The 22,259-nt window shown below is 41.0% G+C and carries 25 protein-coding genes; 19 read left to right on the top strand and 6 right to left on the bottom strand.

Annotation, left to right across the window (positions count from 1 at the left end):
• On the bottom strand, positions 1 to 171 hold a 171-nt coding region (locus tag LI164_RS03745; protein WP_111230939.1), incomplete at its 3' end, for an excisionase.
• On the bottom strand, positions 171 to 1,232 hold the full coding sequence (locus LI164_RS03750; RefSeq protein WP_259302594.1) for a replication initiation factor domain-containing protein: 1,062 nt from the start codon (positions 1,230 to 1,232) through the stop codon (positions 171 to 173). The genes LI164_RS03750 and LI164_RS03745, both read right to left, overlap by 1 nt.
• A gap of 496 nt (positions 1,233 to 1,728) precedes the next feature.
• On the opposite strand from LI164_RS03750, the gene LI164_RS03755 reads away from it, so the two are divergent.
• The 9 genes from LI164_RS03755 to LI164_RS16265 all read left to right on the top strand — a co-directional run bounded on the left by LI164_RS03755 (position 1,729) and on the right by LI164_RS16265 (position 8,051).
• Complete coding sequence (locus LI164_RS03755) at positions 1,729 to 2,400, top strand: helix-turn-helix domain-containing protein (protein ID WP_004847061.1); 672 nt, start codon at positions 1,729 to 1,731, stop codon at positions 2,398 to 2,400.
• A 377-nt stretch (positions 2,401 to 2,777) separates the two neighbouring features.
• Positions 2,778 to 3,734 carry a Rossmann-like and DUF2520 domain-containing protein gene (locus LI164_RS03760; RefSeq protein ID WP_227086737.1) on the top strand — a complete coding sequence of 319 codons (957 nt, stop codon included), beginning with the start codon at positions 2,778 to 2,780 and terminating at the stop codon, positions 3,732 to 3,734.
• Entirely contained in the window at positions 3,709 to 4,536 is an 828-nt protein-coding gene (gene panB / locus LI164_RS03765) for a 3-methyl-2-oxobutanoate hydroxymethyltransferase (RefSeq protein WP_004847068.1), read from the top strand. Before LI164_RS03760 ends, panB begins: the two co-directional genes overlap by 26 nt.
• Before the next feature lie 11 nt (positions 4,537 to 4,547).
• On the top strand, positions 4,548 to 5,393 hold the full coding sequence (panC, locus tag LI164_RS03770) for a pantoate--beta-alanine ligase (RefSeq protein ID WP_004847070.1): 846 nt from the start codon (positions 4,548 to 4,550) through the stop codon (positions 5,391 to 5,393).
• Between the two features lie 13 nt (positions 5,394 to 5,406).
• On the top strand, positions 5,407 to 5,787 hold the full coding sequence (gene panD, locus LI164_RS03775) for an aspartate 1-decarboxylase (protein WP_004847071.1): 381 nt from the start codon (positions 5,407 to 5,409) through the stop codon (positions 5,785 to 5,787).
• 591 nt (positions 5,788 to 6,378) lie between these two features.
• Entirely contained in the window at positions 6,379 to 6,513 is a 135-nt protein-coding gene (locus LI164_RS15915; protein WP_005332445.1) for a hypothetical protein, read from the top strand.
• Positions 6,510 to 7,082 carry a DUF4230 domain-containing protein gene (locus tag LI164_RS03780; protein WP_227086738.1) on the top strand — a complete coding sequence of 191 codons (573 nt, stop codon included), beginning with the start codon at positions 6,510 to 6,512 and terminating at the stop codon, positions 7,080 to 7,082. The genes LI164_RS15915 and LI164_RS03780 overlap by 4 nt, the downstream gene beginning before the upstream one ends.
• A 194-nt stretch (positions 7,083 to 7,276) precedes the next feature.
• On the top strand, positions 7,277 to 7,741 hold the full coding sequence (locus tag LI164_RS03785) for a DUF1653 domain-containing protein (protein ID WP_117614300.1): 465 nt from the start codon (positions 7,277 to 7,279) through the stop codon (positions 7,739 to 7,741).
• A gap of 109 nt (positions 7,742 to 7,850) precedes the next feature.
• On the top strand, positions 7,851 to 8,051 hold the full coding sequence (locus tag LI164_RS16265) for a histidine kinase dimerization/phospho-acceptor domain-containing protein (RefSeq protein ID WP_207635924.1): 201 nt from the start codon (positions 7,851 to 7,853) through the stop codon (positions 8,049 to 8,051).
• 35 nt (positions 8,052 to 8,086) lie between these two features.
• Here LI164_RS16265 and LI164_RS03795 read toward each other — a convergent pair whose 3' ends face one another.
• A complete protein-coding gene (locus LI164_RS03795; RefSeq protein ID WP_118364026.1) occupies positions 8,087 to 8,878 on the bottom strand; it encodes a YdcF family protein in 792 nt (263 codons plus the stop codon).
• 203 nt (positions 8,879 to 9,081) lie between these two features.
• Here LI164_RS03795 and LI164_RS03800 point away from each other — a divergent pair, with 203 nt between their 5' ends.
• The 6 genes from LI164_RS03800 to LI164_RS03825 all read left to right on the top strand — a co-directional run bounded on the left by LI164_RS03800 (position 9,082) and on the right by LI164_RS03825 (position 16,156).
• Complete coding sequence (locus LI164_RS03800; protein ID WP_227086739.1) at positions 9,082 to 10,320, top strand: threonine/serine exporter ThrE family protein; 1,239 nt, start codon at positions 9,082 to 9,084, stop codon at positions 10,318 to 10,320.
• 200 nt (positions 10,321 to 10,520) lie between these two features.
• Positions 10,521 to 11,534, top strand: a complete 1,014-nt coding sequence (locus tag LI164_RS03805) for a stage V sporulation protein AD (protein WP_105309849.1) — start codon at positions 10,521 to 10,523, stop codon at positions 11,532 to 11,534.
• A 44-nt stretch (positions 11,535 to 11,578) separates the two neighbouring features.
• A complete protein-coding gene (spoVAE, locus tag LI164_RS03810) occupies positions 11,579 to 11,935 on the top strand; it encodes a stage V sporulation protein AE (protein ID WP_173794092.1) in 357 nt (118 codons plus the stop codon).
• Positions 11,936 to 12,433: 498 nt separating this feature from the next.
• Positions 12,434 to 13,195 (top strand): ABC transporter ATP-binding protein, encoded by a 762-nt coding sequence (locus LI164_RS03815; protein WP_227086740.1) that lies wholly within the window; start codon positions 12,434 to 12,436, stop codon positions 13,193 to 13,195.
• Between the two features lie 41 nt (positions 13,196 to 13,236).
• Entirely contained in the window at positions 13,237 to 14,781 is a 1,545-nt protein-coding gene (locus tag LI164_RS03820) for a COG1361 S-layer family protein (RefSeq protein ID WP_227086741.1), read from the top strand.
• Positions 14,738 to 16,156, top strand: coding sequence for an ABC transporter permease (locus tag LI164_RS03825; RefSeq protein WP_227086742.1), 1,419 nt, complete (start codon positions 14,738 to 14,740; stop codon positions 16,154 to 16,156). The genes LI164_RS03820 and LI164_RS03825 overlap by 44 nt, the downstream gene beginning before the upstream one ends.
• A 58-nt stretch (positions 16,157 to 16,214) precedes the next feature.
• Here LI164_RS03825 and LI164_RS03830 read toward each other — a convergent pair whose 3' ends face one another.
• Complete coding sequence (locus tag LI164_RS03830; protein WP_005332422.1) at positions 16,215 to 16,478, bottom strand: hypothetical protein; 264 nt, start codon at positions 16,476 to 16,478, stop codon at positions 16,215 to 16,217.
• A gap of 212 nt (positions 16,479 to 16,690) precedes the next feature.
• Entirely contained in the window at positions 16,691 to 17,224 is a 534-nt protein-coding gene (yfcE, locus tag LI164_RS03835; protein WP_005332417.1) for a phosphodiesterase, read from the bottom strand.
• Between the two features lie 135 nt (positions 17,225 to 17,359).
• On the opposite strand from yfcE, the gene LI164_RS03840 reads away from it, so the two are divergent.
• Positions 17,360 to 18,487 carry an N-acetyltransferase gene (locus tag LI164_RS03840; protein WP_227086743.1) on the top strand — a complete coding sequence of 376 codons (1,128 nt, stop codon included), beginning with the start codon at positions 17,360 to 17,362 and terminating at the stop codon, positions 18,485 to 18,487.
• Positions 18,488 to 18,627: 140 nt separating this feature from the next.
• Here LI164_RS03840 and LI164_RS03845 read toward each other — a convergent pair whose 3' ends face one another.
• A complete protein-coding gene (locus LI164_RS03845; protein WP_005339044.1) occupies positions 18,628 to 19,491 on the bottom strand; it encodes a class I SAM-dependent methyltransferase in 864 nt (287 codons plus the stop codon).
• Positions 19,492 to 19,720: 229 nt separating this feature from the next.
• Here LI164_RS03845 and LI164_RS03850 point away from each other — a divergent pair, with 229 nt between their 5' ends.
• From LI164_RS03850 to selD, 3 genes are all read left to right on the top strand, one after another.
• A complete protein-coding gene (locus LI164_RS03850) occupies positions 19,721 to 20,422 on the top strand; it encodes a PHP domain-containing protein (protein WP_005332413.1) in 702 nt (233 codons plus the stop codon).
• A gap of 49 nt (positions 20,423 to 20,471) precedes the next feature.
• A complete protein-coding gene (gene yedF / locus LI164_RS03855; protein WP_227086744.1) occupies positions 20,472 to 21,056 on the top strand; it encodes a sulfurtransferase-like selenium metabolism protein YedF in 585 nt (194 codons plus the stop codon).
• A gap of 157 nt (positions 21,057 to 21,213) precedes the next feature.
• Entirely contained in the window at positions 21,214 to 22,254 is a 1,041-nt protein-coding gene (selD, locus tag LI164_RS03860; protein ID WP_081472141.1) for a selenide, water dikinase SelD, read from the top strand.
• The last annotated feature ends 5 nt before the right edge of the window (positions 22,255 to 22,259 follow it).

A 22,259-nucleotide genomic window follows, 5' to 3' on the forward strand; every position in this document is an offset into this window, starting at 1 on the left:
AAACTGTCGGCGTTTAATCTGTATGCGGTTGCCATTCATAATGAGCCAGCCAGCGTCCTTGTTTTCCTCTGCCAATCGTCTTAACTTGTTTTCTCCAATGCGGAAATACTTTGACGCTTCTTCAATGGTAAGGGTGTATTTTTCCCATACGGGAATATCGTTGTTATTCATCAGATACCCCCTTTCCCATGTTTTGTGTCATACTGGATATAGGGGATAAGGTCGGTGCGGTTTATCCTCTGTAAATGGGCGGTTAATTTACTGGAAAGGGAATTGCTGTATCTTGCCTTATCAAGCATAGTTCCTACTTTTTCCAGTCCACCTAATGCGTCATGTTCTTCCAAGAAATAAAAACTTTTGACAGCGGAAATGACGCCACCCTCTGTGAGCCATTGCTGTGTTTCTTCAAGGGAATTATGCTGCTTTGGTACTTGCAGTTTCAAGACTTCCACAGCCCCTAAAAAGCGTTCCCAAAATCGACACGTTTTCCACCTGCTTTTATTACTTTCGTTTCTGTTTGGCACGACAAAGCGTAGGTTGTTTGCCAGTAGCCCGAAAGCCAGTTCCCCAAGTTCCAGCGGTCTGTCCTTAAATGTCATGGCAAAAACATGAGCCTTATCATCACGCAGTTGCATTTCTGTTCGTTTCCAACTGCCGACTTCCTCAAGCGTCTTATTATGTTTTGAACAGACTTCCTTATCCTTATCATAAAAGCGGTAGGATAATCCAGATTTTCCAGCACCGATATAAACAGTCTTTGCGGTGTCGAAATCGTCAAACTTGCTTTCATCAAAGTGGTAGCCCTCACTATTGGAGATAAATTCCTCTTTTTCGCATTTCTTCTTTATCTGCTCTATGGTAAAGAATGGCTTTTCGTTCTTATCATCAATGGCAATATCAAGTCTTGTGAAATGAAAATTATCCAGTCCGTATCTTCGCTCACAGCGTCGGAACATATCCCCAAAGGTATAATTCCTACTGTCGAGAATACGGAAAATATCATCACAACCTCTGCCAGTCATAACAAGATAACAGCCTAGCCCCTGTGGGTTGTCCTCTGTCTTTCTTGCGTCCCCCGATACATAAATATCTCCAATCTGCCAGCGTGCTTGATAGGTTTTGTATTTAATGCTTGCCGGATAGACATTGAAAATATCAGTCGGTAAACCTAAAATGTGCATGATTACATCTTCAGCGGTTGCCGTTTCAAATACAATGCTGATGTAATCAATCTTAACGGATAAATTTTTGTGTGTAGTTATAGTGCATTACTCCTTTCGTATGCCCCGTTTTTTTGCGGGGTAAAAATAGCGTTTTGTCCTTTATTTATCACAGTTTCTAGGTACTATGACATGTATGCGCAGGGCGGTGTTACATATACGCCCTTTACGAGCGCCTAAAGGCGTTCCCTTTCTTCCTGTGTCTGTTCCGTTCTTAACGCTCACGAGCCTTGAGAGGCTCGTGGCTAAACGAAACAGCCCCAGTCAGAAACCCTATTTTTAGTCTGATAGTCCATGCTCATTCATGCTATCAAAGTGAAAACATCTCTTATATATGCTTACTCAAGTGTGTGATTGACCCTAGCGTGCTTAATCACTCTGTCTGATAAGATAATAACGCCACTAGAATTACTTGTCAAGAAGTTTCGATTGACTTTTCGATATATATTAAGTATGATATGCTTATAAATGACAATAAAAGCAACGAAAGGAGCGGTTATACTAAGTTATGGAGTATTATGAAAAGAAAATCAGTTTCTTAGGAGAAAACATACAAATCATAAGAAAACACAGGGGAATGAAACAACAGGAACTTGCCAATAAAATCGGTATCAATATGCAGAGCCTTTCCAAGATTGAACGAGGTGTGAATTATCCTACCTTTGATACATTGGAAAAGATAATGGACGTGCTGGGAGTAACACCGAATGAATTATTGTCGGGGGAATGGAAATATATTGACCACACCGAGCCATATATCATGGACGTTATCAAACGAGAACAGGATTTTAATGTTTCCTTAGATTATTTGTCTGAAAATGAATTTTTCAATGACGAAAAAGAATGTAGATTTTACATGGAAACTACATTGATTAGATACATTAGCAATTATCTTTCTAGTGAGGTAGTAGAGTTGGAAGAACTTATGGAAATCAAGCAGTTGATACAGCGTCAGAAATTGGAACGCATGATGAAAGTACATAAGGAAATGCGAGGGTTAGACCGATACAGAGAACAGCCCAAAGAGTATAAATATCACGACCCTTATGATGATTGGATATTCCGTCAGCTTGCAGATATAGACAACAGAAACAACATTCCCAACACTTCGCCACAATTAGATTTTAATGAAACGGACTATGAAGATTATCTAAAAGAGAAATGGAATAGAGGACTTTAATTTTCCTCTTGCATGAAAGATACAGCAAACAAAAAGCCCAATCAAGAGTGCAAAGCACCACCAATGGTGGTAAGGCTCTTTACAGGGTTCTTTCTTTTCTGTGGTGGGTAATCAAGCGAAAAATGAAGAAGTGTTTTGTCATGCTTTATATTTTTATCCCGACTTTGATAATTCAGATTGTGAAAATGATTAAATACAGAAAAGCTAAATAACACGATTTATATTAGCATCACTTTAATGATAAATTAGTTAGAGTGGTGCCTTATTTTTTTCTCTGTACAATCACTTAAATAGGTGCTATAGTAATGGGTAGATAGTATTCGAACAGAAACTATACCACATATTTTTTATTTTTAAACCATGAGGATTATATCAGTTTGAACGAGACCTCATCCATGCAGATTTTCATGATTGTCACTTCCCAGAAAGGAGTGATCGATATGAGAGCAGGATTTATCGGAGCGGGGAAAGTAGGATTTTCCCTTGGAAAATACCTGAAGGAAAACGGCGTAGAGATTACGGGTTACTTCAGCAAATCACCGGAATCAGCTAAATCAGCAGCAGATTTTACTAACACAAAACTATATAAGAGTATAGAGGATATCTTAAGTGACAGTGATACCCTGTTTATTACTGTGCCTGATGGACAGATAAGCAAAGTATGGGATTATATGAAGAATCTGGATATTAAAAATAAAAATATTTGTCATTGCAGCGGTTCGATTTCATCAACCGTTTTTTTTGATGGTGAAAACCTCGGTGCAAATATCTATTCGGTACATCCCCTATATGCAATAAGTGATAAGTGCGAATCATGGAAACACTTGAATAAGGCTTATTTTACTGTGGAGGGTTCGGCAGAGAATCTAGATGAGATTAAGAGTATCTTTGAGCGAGCAGGAAATAAGGTAATCGCAATGGGAGCGGAAAATAAATCTCTTTACCACTGCGGTGCAGTAGTTGTAAGCAATCTCGTAAACGGACTTTTTCAAGTGGGGGCTGAAATGCTTGTAAAATGCGGCTTTGATAAAAAAGATGCAAAGAAAGCCTTAGTGCCTTTGTTTACTGGAAATGCCGACACATTGGCAGAAAAAGGAGTTGCGGCTGCCCTCACAGGTCCTGTTGAGCGAAATGATTTGTCGACTATCACAAAACACATTGAAGCTATTAAGGCAGCATGGATAAACGAGTCTGAGGAAAAGGTGGGATATGAGATGATATATCTTTTGCTTTCAGAAAAGCTTCTCAGTATTGCACAGGAAAAACATTTAGACAGTGACTATTTGAAGATGACGGAGGTAATTAAAAATGAAAAACACAGTATCCACTTTTAAAGAACAGAAGGTTAAGGGCGATAAGATTACAATGCTGACAGCCTATGACTATTCGACAGCTAAATTGATGGATCAGTCAGGTATTAACGGTATTCTCGTTGGAGATTCTCTTGGCATGGTTATGCTCGGATACGAAAATACTTTGCCGGTAACAATGGAAGATATGATTCACCATACAAGAGCAGTTACAAGAGGTGCCAAAGATGCCTTAGTAGTTGGAGATATGCCGTTTATGTCATATCAAGTTTCAGTTGAAGAGGCCATGTATAACGCAGGAAGACTTATGAAAGAAGGAAGATGTCAAGCAGTAAAGCTAGAAGGTGGAGCCTCTGTTTGTCCACAGATTAAAGCTATTACAGCTGCTTCAATTCCTGTTATGGCACATATTGGACTTACACCTCAGTCAGTGAACGTTTTTGGAGGCTTTAAAGTTCAGGGAAAAAGTGAAGAGGGAGCAAAGAAACTCATTGAAGAGGCAAAAGCTGTTGAAGAAGCAGGAGCATTTGCGATTGTTTTGGAATGCGTACCTGCAAAATTAGCGGAAATTATTTCTGAAAGCATTAATATTCCTACAATAGGAATAGGTGCAGGATCTGGCTGCGATGGACAGATTCTCGTTTATCAGGACATGCTTGGAATGGTCTCTGACTTTACACCTAAATTCGTAAAACAATTCGCAAAGGTAGGAGATGTAATGAAAGAAGCCTTTGCTGCATATATAGAAGAAACTAAACAGGGAAGCTTTCCAGCACCTGAACACACATTTAAAATTTCAGAAGATGTAATTAACAAGTTATATTAGGAGATAGAACGATGAAAATAGTAAAAACCGTAGATGAAGTGAGAGTTATAGTCAAAGAATGGAAGAAAGAAGGTCTTACAGTAGGTCTTGTTCCTACTATGGGATTTTTGCACGAAGGACATAAGAGTTTAATTACAAGGGCTGTTTCAGAAAACGATAGAGTTGTTGTCAGTGATTTTGTAAATCCGACTCAATTTGGAGTAGGGGAAGATTTGGAAAGCTATCCGAGGGATTTGGAAAGGGATACTATGCTATGTGAGGAGGCAGGTGCTAATTTAATATTTAATCCTGAGCCGGAAAATATGTATTTTGACGATTTTTCAACATATGTAAACATAGAAAGTCTTTCAGAGGAACTTTGTGGAAAATCACGACCAATACATTTCAGGGGTGTAGGCACAGTAGTATCTAAACTTTTTAATATTGTAAATCCCGACAGAGCTTACTTTGGTCAAAAGGATGCACAGCAGCTTGCGATTATAAAAAGAATGGTTAGAGATTTGAACTTTGATATCGAAATTGTGGGCTGCCCTATAGTTAGAGAAGAGGATGGTCTTGCAAAGAGTTCAAGAAATACATATCTAAGCAAAGATGAGAGAAAGGCGGCACTAATTTTAAGCAAAGCAGTTAAGCTCGGAGAAGATATGGCAAAAGCAGGAGAAAAAGATACAGATAAAATTGTATCAGAAATGATTAAGCTTATTGAAACTGAGCCTATGGCGAAAATAGATTATGTTCAGGCTGTAGACGCTGTTTCAGTTAAACCGGTCAAGGAGATGACAGCACCAGTACTAGTTGCCATGGCAGTTTATATCGGCAAAACCAGATTGATTGACAACTTTATTTACGAAGGTTAAACGGGGGTTAAATATGACATTTGAAATGTTAAAGGGGAAGATACACAGAGCTACAGTAGTTCAAGCAGAACTTGATTATGTAGGAAGCATCACTGTAGACGAAGACTTACTTGACAGTGCTGGAATTTTGGAGTATGAAAAGGTAAGTATCGTAGATATAAATAATGGGAACAGATTTGAGACATACACAATTGCAGGAGAAAGAGGCAGCGGAATGATATGTCTCAATGGAGCTGCTGCAAGATGTGTTCAGACAGGTGATAAGATAATCATAATGTGCTATGCACAGATGACTCCAGAAGAGGTAAAGAAAAATCCACCTAAAGTAGTATTTGTAGATGAGGATAACAAAATATCAAGAGTCGCAAGATACGAAAAACATGGTAAGCTATAAGACATGTAATTTGCAAATAAAAAAGGGAATTTCGGTAATTAAAAAATGTAAAAGGTGAAGAATATGTCATCTGCCCTCGTTGTGAGCAAGAAGTTTATAAAGAAGTAATAATTTATCCATTTTGTAACTTTGGCATAATGGCATGGCTTGAAGGAGAAAATGATGAAAATAGCAAACCAGTGAAAGATAAATCTAAGTAAAATCTCAGCTTAACAATTTAATATCTATATTTACAAAGCAGTTGGTCTTATGATTGACTGCTTTTAAAAAAGACACCGTTTAGGTGTGAGGTCTTTTTAGTGTTATTTATAGTCATATCAAGGCTCGTTTAATTATGGTAAATTCGTGGTAAAATGAGTGCTTTTCTATACTTCAAAATATTTGAAAGTATAGTGTTTATACGGATAATCAAAAATTAGATATAAAATTTATATAAATCCTTTATCAAAATTTGTGATGAGTCCATATTTCCCGAAATCCGCGGAATATCAATATTTATTACTCTTTATTGAATATGTATTATCATGTCTTAAGTTATTATACTGGAATCATCGAAAGACAGCAAGAACAAGTAATTAAGGCGGTGTGTAAATGAATGCAGAACACAGAATACGACTGATACGGGTGATAGAAAAAATAGAGAAAAATCCAAAGTTCAGCAAAAAAATTGGTATCAAAGATAAGACAAAAGAAAAATTACAGGAAAGACGAGGAGTAAGAGTATGAAGAAAAAAATTAAGATTGGATTTGTGGTGTTAGTTTTCGTTGTGGTAAGCGTATGTGGAGTGTCTGTTTACAGGCATTTCACAGCGCCGAAAAAGGAAAGCGTTCCGCTTGAGACGGTGATTCAGAATTCATCGGATCTGACAACGCAGAAAATGGTGATTTCAGATGTGTTCGAGTGTACGAAAGGAAAGATTCCATTGCTCACAAAGAAAGATTTTCTGGTACAGTACAGAACAACCGTAACTGCCGGATTTGATGTAAGCGAAGCAGAAGTGGAAGAGACAAAGGATAAGGTGACGATCACGATTCCGCATTGCACAGTCGATGAAGATTCGGTCAAGATTAAATCCGACGACATCACACTATATGATACGAATTTTGCAATGTTAAATGTAGAACCGGAAGCTCTTCTGGAGGTGTTGGGCGAGGCAGAGACACGGGCAAAGAAGTTAGCAGAATCTGATGAATACGGATTTATCGCGGCAGCAGATGCGAATGCAGAAAATGTAGTGCACAGCCTGTATGATAACATTGTAGATGGAAGAAAAGTTGTGGTAGAGTTTAAGTAAAAAAACAAAAAAATCCCCTTGTTTTGTGGTAAAATTACGATATATAATGTCAGCACGAAGCACAAAGTAATTGCAGGCATTGTAATGTAAAATTGAGCTACAAAATAAAGGGATTTTTTTCGTGAATAAATTTTTCAATCATTACTGGATGATGGTTGCGGGATTAGAGATTGATGAAAAAAGGAGATTAAAATATGCCAAGAGTAAGAATTATTAAGAAAAATGATGAGTATTCTTCCGAGTACGACTTGGGAGATATTTTTGAAATCACAGGAACCTGGTACGGCGGCGTACACATTGAGGGAAAATCCGGGGTTCCGGTTTCGTTGGACAAGGATGAATATATGGAACTGGACACAGAACCACAGGAGCAAAAAAATCCGGCGGCAGGTGATGTGCCGGAGCGGGACATTCTTGTAGGAGATATTGTGCAACATTTTAAACGGGAGTGGGTGTCTTCTGAAACTTCGGAATACTTATACAAGGTTCTGGCATTTGCGCAGCATACGGAGACGGGAGAGAAGCTGGTCGTTTATCAGGGGATGTATCCGCCGTTCAAGATATGTGCCAGACCGTATGATATGTTTATGAGTGAGGTGGATCGGGAAAAATATCCAAAGATCCGGCAAAAATACCGATTTGAAAAAATAAAATTGTAGGAGAGTAGCGCCAGAGAAGCGTGGATATGATCTTTCCGGTCAGCAGTAGAAATCATTCAGTATGATTCAATTGAGGAATGTATCAAGGCTTTAAAATCGGGCGCGGAGTGTGTTTCTTAGGAATATGTCTCATGATATCCGCACACCGTTAAATGCGATCATTGGATTCGCAAGGCTCGCCATGAAGTCAGCCGGATTGAGAGCGGTCAGACAAAGCTGGAAGATTCGGATCTTGCAAATATTCCAATTATTGCACTTTCTGCAAATGCATTTGAGGAAGACAGAAAAGCATCGACCGATGCCGGAATGAATGGACATCTGGCAAAACCGGTCAATGTATCAGAATTATTGAAAATGCTTTGTAAGTTGTTTTAGCAAAAATTTGATTTCTGCAAAATATTCCCGGAACATATTGTTCGGCAGATATACTTTCGTGGAGCCGCAGGAAATACCGTAAGCGTTTGGTATCTTCTGCGCTCGCGCAATCTGCATAGCGCGGAACATATGAAAATCATTGGTCAAAATTCCAACGGTATTCGTTGTGTTGCTATCCAGTGCGTGATTTATCGTATCTGCAGAAATCAGTTTCATGCTGTTAGTCAGATTCTGGGCAGTGGTGGTTGATTTATCCTCCAGAATAATGCGCCCGGAATCAATTCCGCGCTTCACCAGATAATCTGCCATGCAGCTTGCCTCTGTAAAGGGTTCGTTTGATCCCTGGCCGCCGGTGACAATACATCGGGTTTCTGGATTTGCAGACAGATATTCATAAGCCTTGTCCAGTCGAAATTTTAGAACCGGGCTTGGACCATTTTTATAGACTTGTGCACCTAACACGATAAGATAGTCCAGATTATCAGGACCCGCTACATGCATCTGGCTTATGATTAGTCCTTCAATAATAAGGAAAGATGCCAGACAACCGGCAAATATAATGACAATTCCTTTTTTTAGAATATCAGGGAACATTTTCCATAGATTAAAATGAATTCCCAAAGCAACGCATATAAAAAAGACAGCCAGAACGAGCCAGACTGCGAAAAATGCTGTACCAGAGCCAATAGCGCGGACTGCAATGCCGTATGTGCCACATACTAAAGCCAGTATAATGCATAAAAGAAATAAAAAAGTGTGCATGTAAATGATAAACCTTTCTACAAATTTATTTACATTCTATCATAGATTGGTAAGAAATCCTACCTTTTTACATTGTATCGAAAATGTGAAAGCTTTATAATGGAACGATAGAAATTCGAATGAAAAATGTGGATAAAAAGTAAAATGGACTTGAAGAAGTGTTGATAAGTTCTGGAAAATAACCGTAAAAAGAGGATAAGCAGATGGATTATAACCGGATCGTGCAGGAAATATTAAATATTGGAGAAGAGCTGTTGAAAAGCGGGGCAGAAATATTTCGTGTGGAGGACAGTCTGTATCGCATGTGCAGAAGTTATGGATTTGTGCGAAGTGATGTCTATGCTTCGCAGATCAATATTCAAATGACGGTGGAGACGCCCGAAGGAGAGATTATCACACAGATCCGTTATATTGAAATGACGAGTCCTCATTATGATAAACTGGATCAGCTTAATAACTTGTCCAGATATGTTTGTGCCAATACTCCGAAACAGGCAGAGATTCATGAACGTTATGAAAAAATTGCAAAAAGTAAAGTACTTGCATTTCCACTTATGGTGCTGGCACAGATTGTAAGTGGAACTTCATTTGCAATTTTTTTCGGAGGAGGACGAAATGATGCGATTGTAGCCGTTTTTGCTTCAGCTGCAATGGCACTTACCGGATACTGGATTGGAAAACAGGAAAAGAATCCGATGATCTATAATCTAGTCCTCGCATTTGTAACAGAGATGGTGATACTTTTAGCAGAAAAAATGGGAATTGCAATTCATTCGGATCGTATTATGATCGGGATTGTCATGGTGCTGATCAGTACCCTTGGCGTGATCAATGGACTGCGTGATGTTGTTCAGAGAAACTTTACTTCCGGAACTCTGGAGATTATGAATTCTGTGCTTGGAGCCCTCGGAATTGCATTTGGAATTGCGTTAGCAATGAAAATGTTGCATGGCGGTGGAAATGCAGGAGGAGCAGTGCTAAACTCCAATATATTTGTGCAGGCGGTTTCGGTATCAGTCGGAAGCATCGGACTGGCTGGAATTTATCAGATACGTGGCAAAAAAGTTATTTATTCAGGGATCGGAGCATTTCTGACATGGACAGTCTATCTGATTGTGAGACAATTCGGCGGCAGTTATTTGTTTGGAATGCTTCTGGCGTCTGTATTTGTGGGAATGTATGCATTTGTAATGGCCAGGATTAATAAAGCACCGTCCACAATCTTTCTGACAGCATCCGTATTTCCGCTGATGCCGGGAGCCAATCTTTATTATATGATGTACGGCTGTGTGAAGCAGAACTTGGCGCTTGCCATAGAACATATGATTCTCCTTGTGGAGACCTGTCTGATGATCGTATTTGGATTTTTACTTGTGGATATTGTATCGAGAATCGTGATGCGAATTTTGGGACAGGAATATCATATTGGAAAGAATCAATAATGGAGAAAAAATAATCGGATCAGGGGAATATTTTGCCAGAAAAAGAAACATACTAATTTCATGTTGAAAATATGAGAACAGGCAGATGCCATGTGCTGCATGTCATTGCGAGGCATTCTTGAATGCATGACATGCATTTGGCAGTAAGAATGTCGAGGCTGTTCTTGTATTCTTTGAAAAAGAAAAGGGAGTTGGAATACATGAAATTAGTAAAAGGGGCGCAGAGTATAGCATATGACCGGGCACCTTATCTCATCAGCAGTGCATCTGTTGTCGGGAAAAAAGAAGGAGCAGGGCCGATTGGAGAAATGTTTGACCTGGTCGGAGAAAGTGATTTGTTTGGAGAAAATACGTGGGAGGAAGCGGAGAGCACGATGCAAAGGGAAGCCTGTCTGCTTGCCATGGGGAAGGCACATGTCAGCCAGAATCAGGTACGGTATCTGTTTGGCGGGGATCTTCTAAGACAGGGAATTGCAACGAGCATGGGAGTGGAAAAACTGCAGATTCCGATGTTCGGGCTTTACGGGGCGTGTTCAACATCGGGAGAAGCATTGGCATTGGCATCTATGAGTGTGGCAGCAGGATATGGCGAATATATACTTGCAGTGACCTCCAGCCATTTTGGAAGTGCGGAAAAAGAATTTCGTTTTCCACTAAGTTATGCGAATCAAAGACCATTGTCTGCCCACTGGACTGTGACTGGAAGTGGAGCGTTTCTTGTGGGGAAAAAGGAGAGCCATGTGAGGATAAGTGGTCTGACAGTGGGAAAAATTGTGGATTACGGTCTGAAAGATTCGCAGAACATGGGAGCGTGTATGGCGCCGGCGGCCTGTGATACGATTTGGCAGAATTTACAGGATTTTGGAAGATCGCCGGAAGATTATTCCCGGATTATTACAGGAGATCTCGGATATGTGGGACAGAGCATTCTTTTTGATCTGCTGCTTGAAAAAGGTTATGATATCCGTGGAAAACACCTGGACTGTGGTATGACGATCTTTGATCAGCAGACCCAGGACACCCATGCGGGAGGCAGCGGATGCGGGTGCGCGGCAACGGTACTTTCAGCATATATTCTTCCCAAAATCGAACGGGGAGAATGGGAACGTGTGTTGTTTGTGCCTACAGGAGCACTCATGTCTACGGTCAGCTACAACGAAGGTGCAAGTGTGCCGGGGATTGCCCACGCGATTGTGTTGGAGCATGAAGCTTAGAATATAAGTAGATCTTTGGTTTTCGAAATGGAGAGGAGACAGATATGGATTATATAAAAGCATTTATTATAGGCGGAATCATCTGTGCTCTGACGCAGATCCTGCTGGATAGGACAAAACTAATGCCAGGGCGTATCATGGTACTTCTAGTGTGCAGCGGGGCAGTTCTTGGAGCGATTGGAATCTATCAGCCATTCCAGGATTTTGCCGGAGCTGGTGCGAGCGTACCATTGTGTGGGTTCGGGAACCTTCTTTGGAAAGGGATCCAAGATGCTGTAGATCAGGAAGGATTCATCGGAGTGTTCCTGGGAGGATTCAAAGCCAGTGCAGTCGGTATCAGCGCAGCGTTAATATTCGGATATCTCGCATCATTGATATTCAGTCCTAAAATGAAAAGATGACTTTTTATATCGCTCAGATTAGACAGGATTTTCTATGCCTGCTGCGTCATATATTACAGTTTTCTCCGTAAACTCGCCAAAAGGCAGGCTCAGACAGTGCTCCGAAAACTGAATTATACTCGCAGGCATAACGAAAATCCTGCCATTAATCCTCGCGATGTAGAAAGTTCAGGCGGAAGTTGTGTGCGGGGACTTGGTGTGCTCGTTCCTGCGAAAGCCTCACTATAGTCACCAAGAAATTAAACATGAAACATAAAAATTAAGAAATACTTCATAATTTCTACCGGAAGTATTTCTTTTTTTATGTTTTAATGAACGTATGTAATATATAATTGAGAAAATAGATTTTTCAATTCTTAAGACAATTGGAAGATTTTTGCAACACCTGCAAATAGACGACGCAGCAGGTGTTGCAAAAATCTTTCATGTCTTCAAGAATGAAAAATCTGTATAACAATGTATATAAAGGAATTAAACATAAACCAAGAGGGAGGGTATATGGAAAAAGTCATAGAGGTAAAGAATCTGTATAAACTCTACCGCGTGGGTGATGAAGTCGTGCGTGCCTTAGATGGCGTAGACTTTAATATTTATAAGGGCGAGTTCTGCGCGATTGTCGGAACATCAGGATCTGGTAAATCGACCCTTCTGAATATGCTGGCAGGGCTTGAAAAACCGACAAAAGGCGAGGTCATCATCAGCGGCGAGCATATCGAAAAGAAGAACGAAGAAGAGCTGGTAAAGTTCCGGCGGGACAATGTAGGATTTATCTTTCAGTCTTTCCACCTGCTGGGGACTATGAATGCCGTGGAAAATGTAGCGTTGCCGTTGAGCTTTCGTGGAGTTCCGAAAGATGTAAGATTAAAAAAAGCGGATAAGATGCTGGATCTTGTAAATCTTGGAAAGCATAAGAAACATATGCCGAACCAGATGTCTGGCGGACAGCAGCAGCGAGTCGGTGTAGCGAGAGCACTTGTGGTAGATCCGAAGATTATTTTTGCGGATGAACCAACGGGAAATCTGGATTCCCACACATCGGAAGAGGTCATGAAACTGATGCAGCAGGTAGTAAGGCAGCAGAAGAAAACATTAGTTATGGTAACTCACGATAATCATCTCGCGACCTATGCAGACCGGGTATTTCATATCAGCGACGGTAAGATTATCAAGATAGAAGATCATCGGTCAGGAACTGAACATACAGAAGATAGAGATAAAGCGATTTCGGGAAATATGAATCCACAAGATACAGAGTATTAAAAAAAATAGAAAGAATGGGAGTAGTAAGGAGGAACAGGAAAATGACAAAATCAAGGAGAGTAATGGCGGTCATTGTAGCGGCGCTATTGATTGCAGCAATGATCCTGCCGGGGCTTGCGGTGAAGGTAGAGGCAGCAGCAGAAGGAGAAGGAACCGGAGAAGCTGGTCGTGTGGCCGCGAAGATTGAGTCCAAGGATAATAAAACACTGCAATATAAACCGGGAGAATCCCAGAAATGGACACTGGTGATCACCAATAAGACAGGACAGGATTTAAGTAATTTATCTGTATCTCCGGATATGGGTGGTGAAAATGCAGATGCATGGCCATTCAAGACAGATTATCAGAAATATGAACAGAAAATTGATACACTGAAAGCTGGAGAGAAGACAGAGATTTCTTTTGATTTTGTACAGAGAGACGATGCCGGAACACGCAGATATGCCATTCCATTTTCTGTGTATAAAGGTGATGATGATGAGCCGATTGCAACCCATAAATTATATGTAAACACGACAGAGAAGCCGCAGGCAGATAATTCCCAGAATCAAGGTGACAATGGAAATGGCGGCGATGCTATGACAGCTTCTGTTGGCAATGACGAGCCGGCAGTCTACAGTGGTGGCGGAAGCGGCAGTGGAGGAAGCAGTTCCGATGGTTCTGTGCCACGAGTTATCGTAACAGGATTTGATACCAATCCGGCAGAGGTGCATGCAGGAAGTGATTTTACACTGACGATTCATTTGAAAAATACATCGAAGAAAACAAAAGTCCAGAATATGTTGTTTGAGCTGGAAGCTCCGACGGAAGGTACTGATGAACAGACAAGTGCGCCGGCATTTCTGCCAACTTCCGGTTCGAATTCTATTTATCTTGATGGAATTAAAGCTGACGGTACCGCAGATATTTCTATTACATTGAATGCGAAAGCGGATCTGCTGCAAAAGCCTTACAGCATTAATTTGAGCATGAAGTACGAAGATTCACAGGCAACTCAGATTGATTCTTCCTCATCGATCTCTATTCCGGTAAAACAGGACGCAAGGTTCGAATTCAGCGAATTTGAAATCAGCCCTCAGACCATTGAGGTCGGTGGCGAGGCAAATGTTATGTGCAGTCTTTATAATCTGGGAAGAATTAAACTGTATAATGCAAAAGCCAGATTTGAAGGAAATGGAATCAAAAAACAGGAGATTTTCATCGGAAATGTGGAAGCTGGTGCAACCGGTTCTATTGATGCCATGCTGAAAGGCGAAAAAGTGACGAATGGAAATTCTAAGATTACCATGACTCTTTCTTATGAAGATGAATCGGGAAATATATCTGAAACTACGAAGGATTTCGAGCTGGAAGTCACTGAGGCAGTAGATGACTCTGATATGTATATGAATACAGACGGTGATGTGGACGCAGGCAGCAGCGGATTTCCGGTTGTTCCGGTCGTAGTAGTGATCGTGATCATAGCCGGTGCAGTGGCAGCAGTAGTATTTGTAAAGAAAAAGAAGAAAAAGCAGATGTTAAATGAAGAGGAGGAGCTACTGGATGAGTTGGATAGATCTTCTGAGGATGAGCGCGAGCAACCTTAAGAGACGAAAGCTTCGTACATTTCTTACGGTGCTCGGAGTCGTCATCGGAACAGCATCTATCGTAGTTATGGTGTCTCTTGGACTTGGACTTCAGAAATCAGTCTATGATGAGATGGAGCAGTCAGGGGGACTTACGACTATAAATGTAACGGGCAGCGAATCTGTCGGAGATGGGATGATGCATTCATCGAACTCCGATAAATCCGATGAGGCAAGCAAATATATTGATGACAATTGTGTGAAAAAATTCGGTGAGCTGGAACATGTAAAAGCAGCAGCACCAATCTATGAAACATCCGCAATTTGTCTGAAAGGGAAATATGAAGGATATATTTCCCTGTACGCAAGTACACCGGAAGGCTTGAGAATGAGAGATATCAAGCTGGCAGATGGAGGAACTTTTCCAAAATCCGGGACTGGAAAGCTGGAGCTGGTTTATGGTAACAATGTTCTGACCAATTTCAGTGAGAGAGGAAATAATTCATCAGGATATTGGGAGACAGGAGAACTTCCGGACATTGATTTGATGAAGGATTCTATGTTTATGATTCTGGATCAGGATGCTTATTACAACAGTCAGAGCTCCGGGGGATTTCAGGTTGATGCAGGAACTGACGGAAAGGGAACATCTAATGTTCCACAGTCAGCCAAGAAACATATCGTAACTGCCAGTGGCGTTGTGGCAGGAGGCGTTGACGATTATAATGTGAATTCCTACTATGTATTCTGTGATCTGGATACATTAAAACAGATTATGAAAAAGGAATTCAAAGGAAGAGTGATTCCGGGGCAGCCGTCTACAAAGTCTGGAAAAGCCTACAAAGAATTCTATTATTCTTCAGCGCAGGTCAAAGTAGATGATATGAGTAATGTCAATGATGTGGCAAAACAGATCCGCGAGATGGGGTATAATGTAGAGACAAATGTTGAATATATGGACAGCATGAAAAAGCAGATGGCAGTGATCCAGGCAGTACTTGGTGGAATCGGAGCCATTTCCCTGATTGTTGCAGCAATCGGAATTGCAAATACGATGATGATGTCCATATATGAGAGAACAAAAGAAATCGGAGTCATCAAAGTACTTGGCTGCAGTCTGAAAAACATTAAGCAAATGTTTCTGATTGAAGCAGCATTTATCGGACTCCTCGGTGGAATAGTCGGAAATATGGTGAGCTTTGCAATGTCTGGTGCAATCAATATGGTAACAGCACAAAGCTCGGCACTGGGAGTAGAAGGAAATATTTCTTATATTCCGGTATGGCTGGTGCTTATTTCTCTTGGATTTGCGATGCTGGTCGGAATGGTGGCGGGATATTTCCCGGCGCTTCGGGCAATGAGACTGAGTCCGCTTGCGGCAATCCGCAGTGAATAAAGTAAGCAAGAACAGGTGAAAAGGGGACAGGTGAAAAAATCACCTGTCCCAAAGTCTTTTATTCTTCTATTATATGAATTTCCAGATAGTCAAATTCAATAGAATCTACGAAGTTATCCTGATGAAATCTTGTCTTTGCATGTCTTTTGAATTCATCAATATTGGAATCCAGCCAGATTGGATTGCTCAGATCAAATTCATGGCAGACTTCGTCAATCGCATGAAAAATCTTGTGTGTGCGGGTGTCATCGTTATCAACTTCTATGACAGTATCCCGCAACATTCTATTATCTTTAAATTCTTTTGCCCATAATCGGAACATAGAAAATCCTCCTTGTATAATTTTTAGCGGTTGATAATAATGATGTAATCGGATTGCTCCATTGCTATGCAATTCCCGCAATCCTTGAACACCTCGAACTCCCATAAAATGGTGTATTCACACCATTTTATTTCGTCCTCGGTGTTCAGCGTGTCAAAAAGTATAAATTGCTTATTTGTGCGAGCACAAACACAATTTATACTTTTTGACACTTACATCATATCGATTACATTTCCGTCCAGATCTTTCCAGATGAATTCCTGGTCATAGATCATATATCCGTGTGCGGAATTCTCTTTTGGAATAGACACAGAACCTGGATTCATGTAAATGAAATCAGCCATATCCTGATTTGCAGGAATGTGTGTGTGTCCATTCAGGAGAATATCTCCCTTCTTTAACATAGGCGGATTTGCAGGATTATGGTGATGACCGTGAGTTGCAAAAATAGTATGACCGTCCAGTTCAATAAAACAGTAATCGGCAAGAATTGGGAATTCCAGTACCATCTGGTCTACTTCGGTGTCGCAGTTGCCGCGGACACATAACAGATCCTCTTTCATAGCATTTAACATAGCAATGACAGCCTTTGGGTTGTAGTCTTTTGGCAGATCATTTCTTGGCCCATGATAAAGAAGGTCACCTAATAATAATAGTTTGTCAGCTTTTTCCCTTTTGTATGCTTCAATCATTTTCTCACAATAATATGCAGAACCATGTATATCAGATGCAATCATTAATTTCATAAGTTTTATTTCCTCCAGAATTCGTAAATATATTTAGTTACAACTTTTCTACGACGGATTATAGCACAAAAGAAAGCAGACGTGTATAATTATGATAAATTCAAGTGGATTTTATACAAGAAAGGAAATACGATTATGGAAGATGAAATTATTGAAATATATGAATATAATGATCAGACACTCGAGCTATCACTTGTGACAGAAGAGGAAATCCCGGAGGCACTTGAAGTTGTCAGAGATACATTTGAAAGGACAAAGAATAAAAAGTGCAAGGTCTTTCGCCTGGAATCTGATGAAAAAATGCGTTCTTATATGACAGACAAAGGATTTGCAGTAAAAGCGATGCGTTATGGCGAGATGGTGGCAGTGTTTGTTGTCCAGACGGAAGGCGTGGACAAAATTCTTGCGGAAACCGGACTTGAACTTAGCGAGGAAGAAAGGAAAAGTGCTGCATTGATCTATTCCTGGTATCCTATGACTTATATAAGAAATGGGGAGGGGGTACCGGTACGATTGATTAATAAGATGATGCGTGCAGCAGAAAAAGTGATGTGGGACAGAGGTATCCATTATGCGGCAGGAATTATAGATTATGGAGTTGCACGGGCAATGGGAACATTTGGGCGCAGCAGATATGAGGAAAGAGGAGATTTTCAGAAAGAAAACGGAGAAATGCAGACGCTCTTCTGGAAGGATCTGAAGAAAGTGGAGAGTCATTTGATGAATGGCGATGATGATTGTCCTTGGTTCCGTATTGAACAGGCCCAGGAGCAGGAAGGACCGGAAATTTATAATTTTATGCAGAGAATTTATGAGGGTATTCCGGATAAGAGCTGGTTCAGTATGGATAAAGAGGAGAAGATTCTTCGCTATGTGGCGACAGCAGGATTTGCAGTAAAAGCAGAGGCTCCGGTGGGAGGACATGAATACGAACTGGCAGGAATTTTTATAGCCCGGACATCAGAACTTGGGGAGGAGAATCTGGGAAAATATCTGAATTTAAACGAGGAAGAGCTTACCCGTGTCGCGCATATGGAAATTGCGATGGTAGATGAAGAATTCCGGGGAAGAGGTCTGCAAAAAGAACTGATGAAAACAGCGGAAGAACATTTGAAATTCTTAGGGTATCACTGGCTTATGGGGACTGCTCATCCGGAAAATGTGTACAGTGTGAATAATTTCCGAAAACTCGGGTATGAGATTGTGGCCAAGGACCTGAAATACGGCGGACTTCCGAGATATGTTTTCTGCAAGAAAATATAAGGATGTCATGATAATAAAAGACTGCAGAAAATAAATGTTTTTAATCTACATCTATTTCTGCAGCCTTTTCATGTAATTGTACACTTTTTTAATATATTTCCTGAATTGGTAATTCGGACAGCTTAAGTGTATTAAGATAATTAATGATCTGCTTCCCAGCGTCCCGAAGCTCCACATGGAAGGATCAGTCCGGAGCTTGTGACCGGAAGACCGATTTCCTGAGAGTCTACATGTCCATGGAAGGATTTTAACTCTGTTCCGAGCATGTAAGTTAATACGGCAGGAGCAAGCCCTGTTGTATAGGAGTTGATCAGGAAGAAAAGTGGATCTTCAGAAAGAATCTGAGTACACAGCTTAATAAGTGGATGAATGGCATCCTCGATCTTCCAAATCTCACCTTTTGGTCCGCGGCCGTAAGACGGCGGATCCATAATGATAGCATCGTAATGATTGCCGCGGCGGATTTCTCGTTCTACAAATTTTACACAGTCATCTACAAGCCAGCGGATTGGTTTATCGGATAATCCGGATGATGCAGCATTCTCCTTCGCCCAGGCTACCATACCTTTGGAAGCGTCCACGTGAGTGACATGTGCGCCGGCAGCGGCTGCTGCAAGTGTAGCTCCGCCGGTGTAGGCAAACAGGTTCAGAACTTTGATCGGGCGTCCGGCATTGCGGATCTTATCACCAAACCAGTCCCAGTTTGTTGCCTGCTCCGGAAAAAGTCCAGTGTGTTTGAAACTGAATGGTTTTAAATTGAATGTCAGCTCACCATAGTGAATTTGCCATTGTTCTGGTAAATCAAAAAACTCCCATTCACCGCCGCCTTTTTTGCTGCGGTGGTAGTGACCGTTCATATGCTTCCAGCCTTTTTCTTTTTTTGGGGTATCCCAGATGACCTGCGGGTCCGGGCGTACCAGTGTGTAATCACCCCAGCGTTCCAGCTTCTCGCCGCCGCTGCAGTCGATGACTTCATAATCTTTCCATTTATCTGCAATCCACATAATAAAACTCCTTTAAAATTTATATAGAAAATCATTGGATATTTTACGGATTTTACCGTTCAGACTGAAGTACAATGCTATTTTGCACAAAAACTCAGTATCATAAGTGTAGCATAGGCACAGCACATTTTCAATTATAGATATTTTCTATATAAATGGACGATTATTATAAAAGTCAATTTGAAGATGTGCGAGAATCTTCTTATAATATAAAGAGGAGGGAGAAATTATGTTTATTGACACACACATGCACGAAATGACATATTCACCAGACAGCTTCCTGAAGCTGGAAGAGATGGTTCGGATCGGTAAGGAGAAAGGGCTTGGAGCGCTTTGCATTACGGATCATGACAGTATGGGGCTTAAGGACTATGCAGCAGAATATACAGCGAGGACAGGCTTCCCGATTTTTGTTGGGATTGAGTTTTATTCTCTTCAGGGAGACATTGTCGCATTTGGAATTGAAGATTACCCGAAAGAGCGGATCCCGGCACAGGATTTTATAGATCTTGTAAAAGCACAGGGAGGCGTTTGTTTTGCAGCGCATCCATTCCGCAATAATAACCGTGGCCTGGAGGAGAATCTGGCTTTGGTACACGGCCTGGACGGTGTGGAAGTACTCAATGGAAGTACATCTTTTGCAGCATGTATGAAAGCAGCGGCATATGCAAGGCAGTATGGATATTTTACACTTGGTTCCAGTGACTGTCATGTGCCGGAAAAAGTCGGTGTGTGTGCGACATATTTTCCAAATGAGGTCAGAACGATGGATGAATTCCTGACAGAGTTCAAAAAGGGACAGATGAAGCCGGCATATTATGTTCAGGGTGGCTATCGTGTCCTGGAAGTCCAGAATAACGACAAAAAAGTCCAAAATAGTATAAAAATACCATTTACCTTTCCAGCTAGAAGTGATAGTATGTATCTATAGTGTGCGTAAGAAATGGTATATTTAAATAAAAGAAAGGTGGAAATATACAATGATTACAGTTAACGCAATGGGAGATAACTGCCCGATTCCGGTTATCAAGACAAAAAAAGCAATGGATGCACTTACAGGACCGGAGACAATCGAAGTATTAGTTGATAACGAGATTGCCGTACAGAATGTGACAAAGATGGCTACAAGTGCCGGAGGAAAAGTTACATCTGAGCAGAAAGCTGAGAAAGAATATGTTGTTACAATCGAGATGGAAGGAGCACCGGCAGCAGAGTATGATGCAGAGGACGACAATACAGTTGTTGTAATAAGCTCTGACCGCATGGGTACAGGTAACGACGAACTTGGTAAAGTCCTGATCAAAGGATTTATTTTTGCTGTAACTCAGCTTGATAAATTACCAAAGACTATGCTTTTCTATAATGGAGGAGCAACACTTACAACTGAAGGATCTGATTCATTAGAAGATCTGAAATCTCTGGAAGCACAGGGAGTAGAGATTATGACATGTGGAACATGTCTTGATTACTATGGATTAAAAGACAAGCTTGCAGTAGGTTCTGTGACTAATATGTACAGCATTGTTGAGACACAGGCAAAAGCAACTAAGATCATTAAACCATAAGATGAGCACGCGAAGGGCGTGCCAGATGCTGTCTTGGGGGACAGCTCTGGAATTACCGGATTGAGATGAAAAGAGGAGCCTTCTGTTGTGACTGAATGGAAAGCTCCTTTTATTCATATATAATTATTTATTCAACATTGAGGAGGAATTAAGAAAAATGAAAACAAATGTCAAGTTGACTAGCTTAAGCAAGACTTCGGGGTGAGCGGCCAAAATAGGTCCGGAGACCCTTGCTCAGGTACTGAGTAAGCTGCCAAAATTTCAGGATGATAAGTTAATAGTAGGGATTGAGACGTCCGATGATGCAGCCATCTATAAAGTCACTGACGATATCGCGATGATTCAAACGGTAGATTTTTTCACTCCGATTGTTGATGATCCTTATATGTTCGGACAAATCGCCGCAGCCAATTCATTGAGTGATGTATGGGCTATGGGTGGGGAACCGGCGGTTGCACTGAATATTGTTGGATTCCCGAATTGTCTGGATCCGGCAATCCTTGGTGATATACTGGCTGGTGGTGCAGATAAAGTAAAAGAAGCAGGAGCAGTGCTGGTAGGCGGACATTCTGTACAGGACGATGAGCCGAAGTATGGATTGTGCGTGTCTGGTTTTGTACATCCTGACAAGATATTCAAGAACTATGGATGCAGACCGGGAGATATTCTTGTATTGACAAAACAGATCGGAAGCGGTGTGGTAAATACAGCAATCAAAGCTGATATGGCATCACCTTCCGCAATCCGTGAAGCGGAGACGGTCATGGCGTCATTGAATAAACTTGGAAAACAAGTAGTTGAGAAATTCGACGTATCTGCATGTACAGATATTACAGGATTTGGACTTTTAGGACACTGTGTAGAGATGGCATCTGCCAGTGAAGTAACCTTCGAGATCAATGTCCGTGATATCGAATATTTTGCAGACGCAATTGACTATGCGAAGATGGGACTTGTTCCGGCGGGGGCTTACAAGAACCGCGGATATTCTATCGATCAGGTCGAGGTTGGACATGTGGAAGATTTCTATCTGGATCTTCTGTATGATCCACAGACATCAGGTGGATTGTTGATGAGTGTGGCACCGGAGAATCTTCAGGAGATGCTTGCAGATTTTCGCGCGGCACATATGGATACTAAGGTTTCTATTATTGGAAAAGTGGCAGAGAAGAGCGATAAGCTGATTCGTCTGTATTAGTCAGA

Origin of the sequence: Dorea sp. 210702-DFI.3.125 (assembly GCF_020560945.1) — a bacterium.
In the GTDB taxonomy this organism is placed as follows: domain Bacteria; phylum Bacillota; class Clostridia; order Lachnospirales; family Lachnospiraceae; genus Dorea; species Dorea formicigenerans.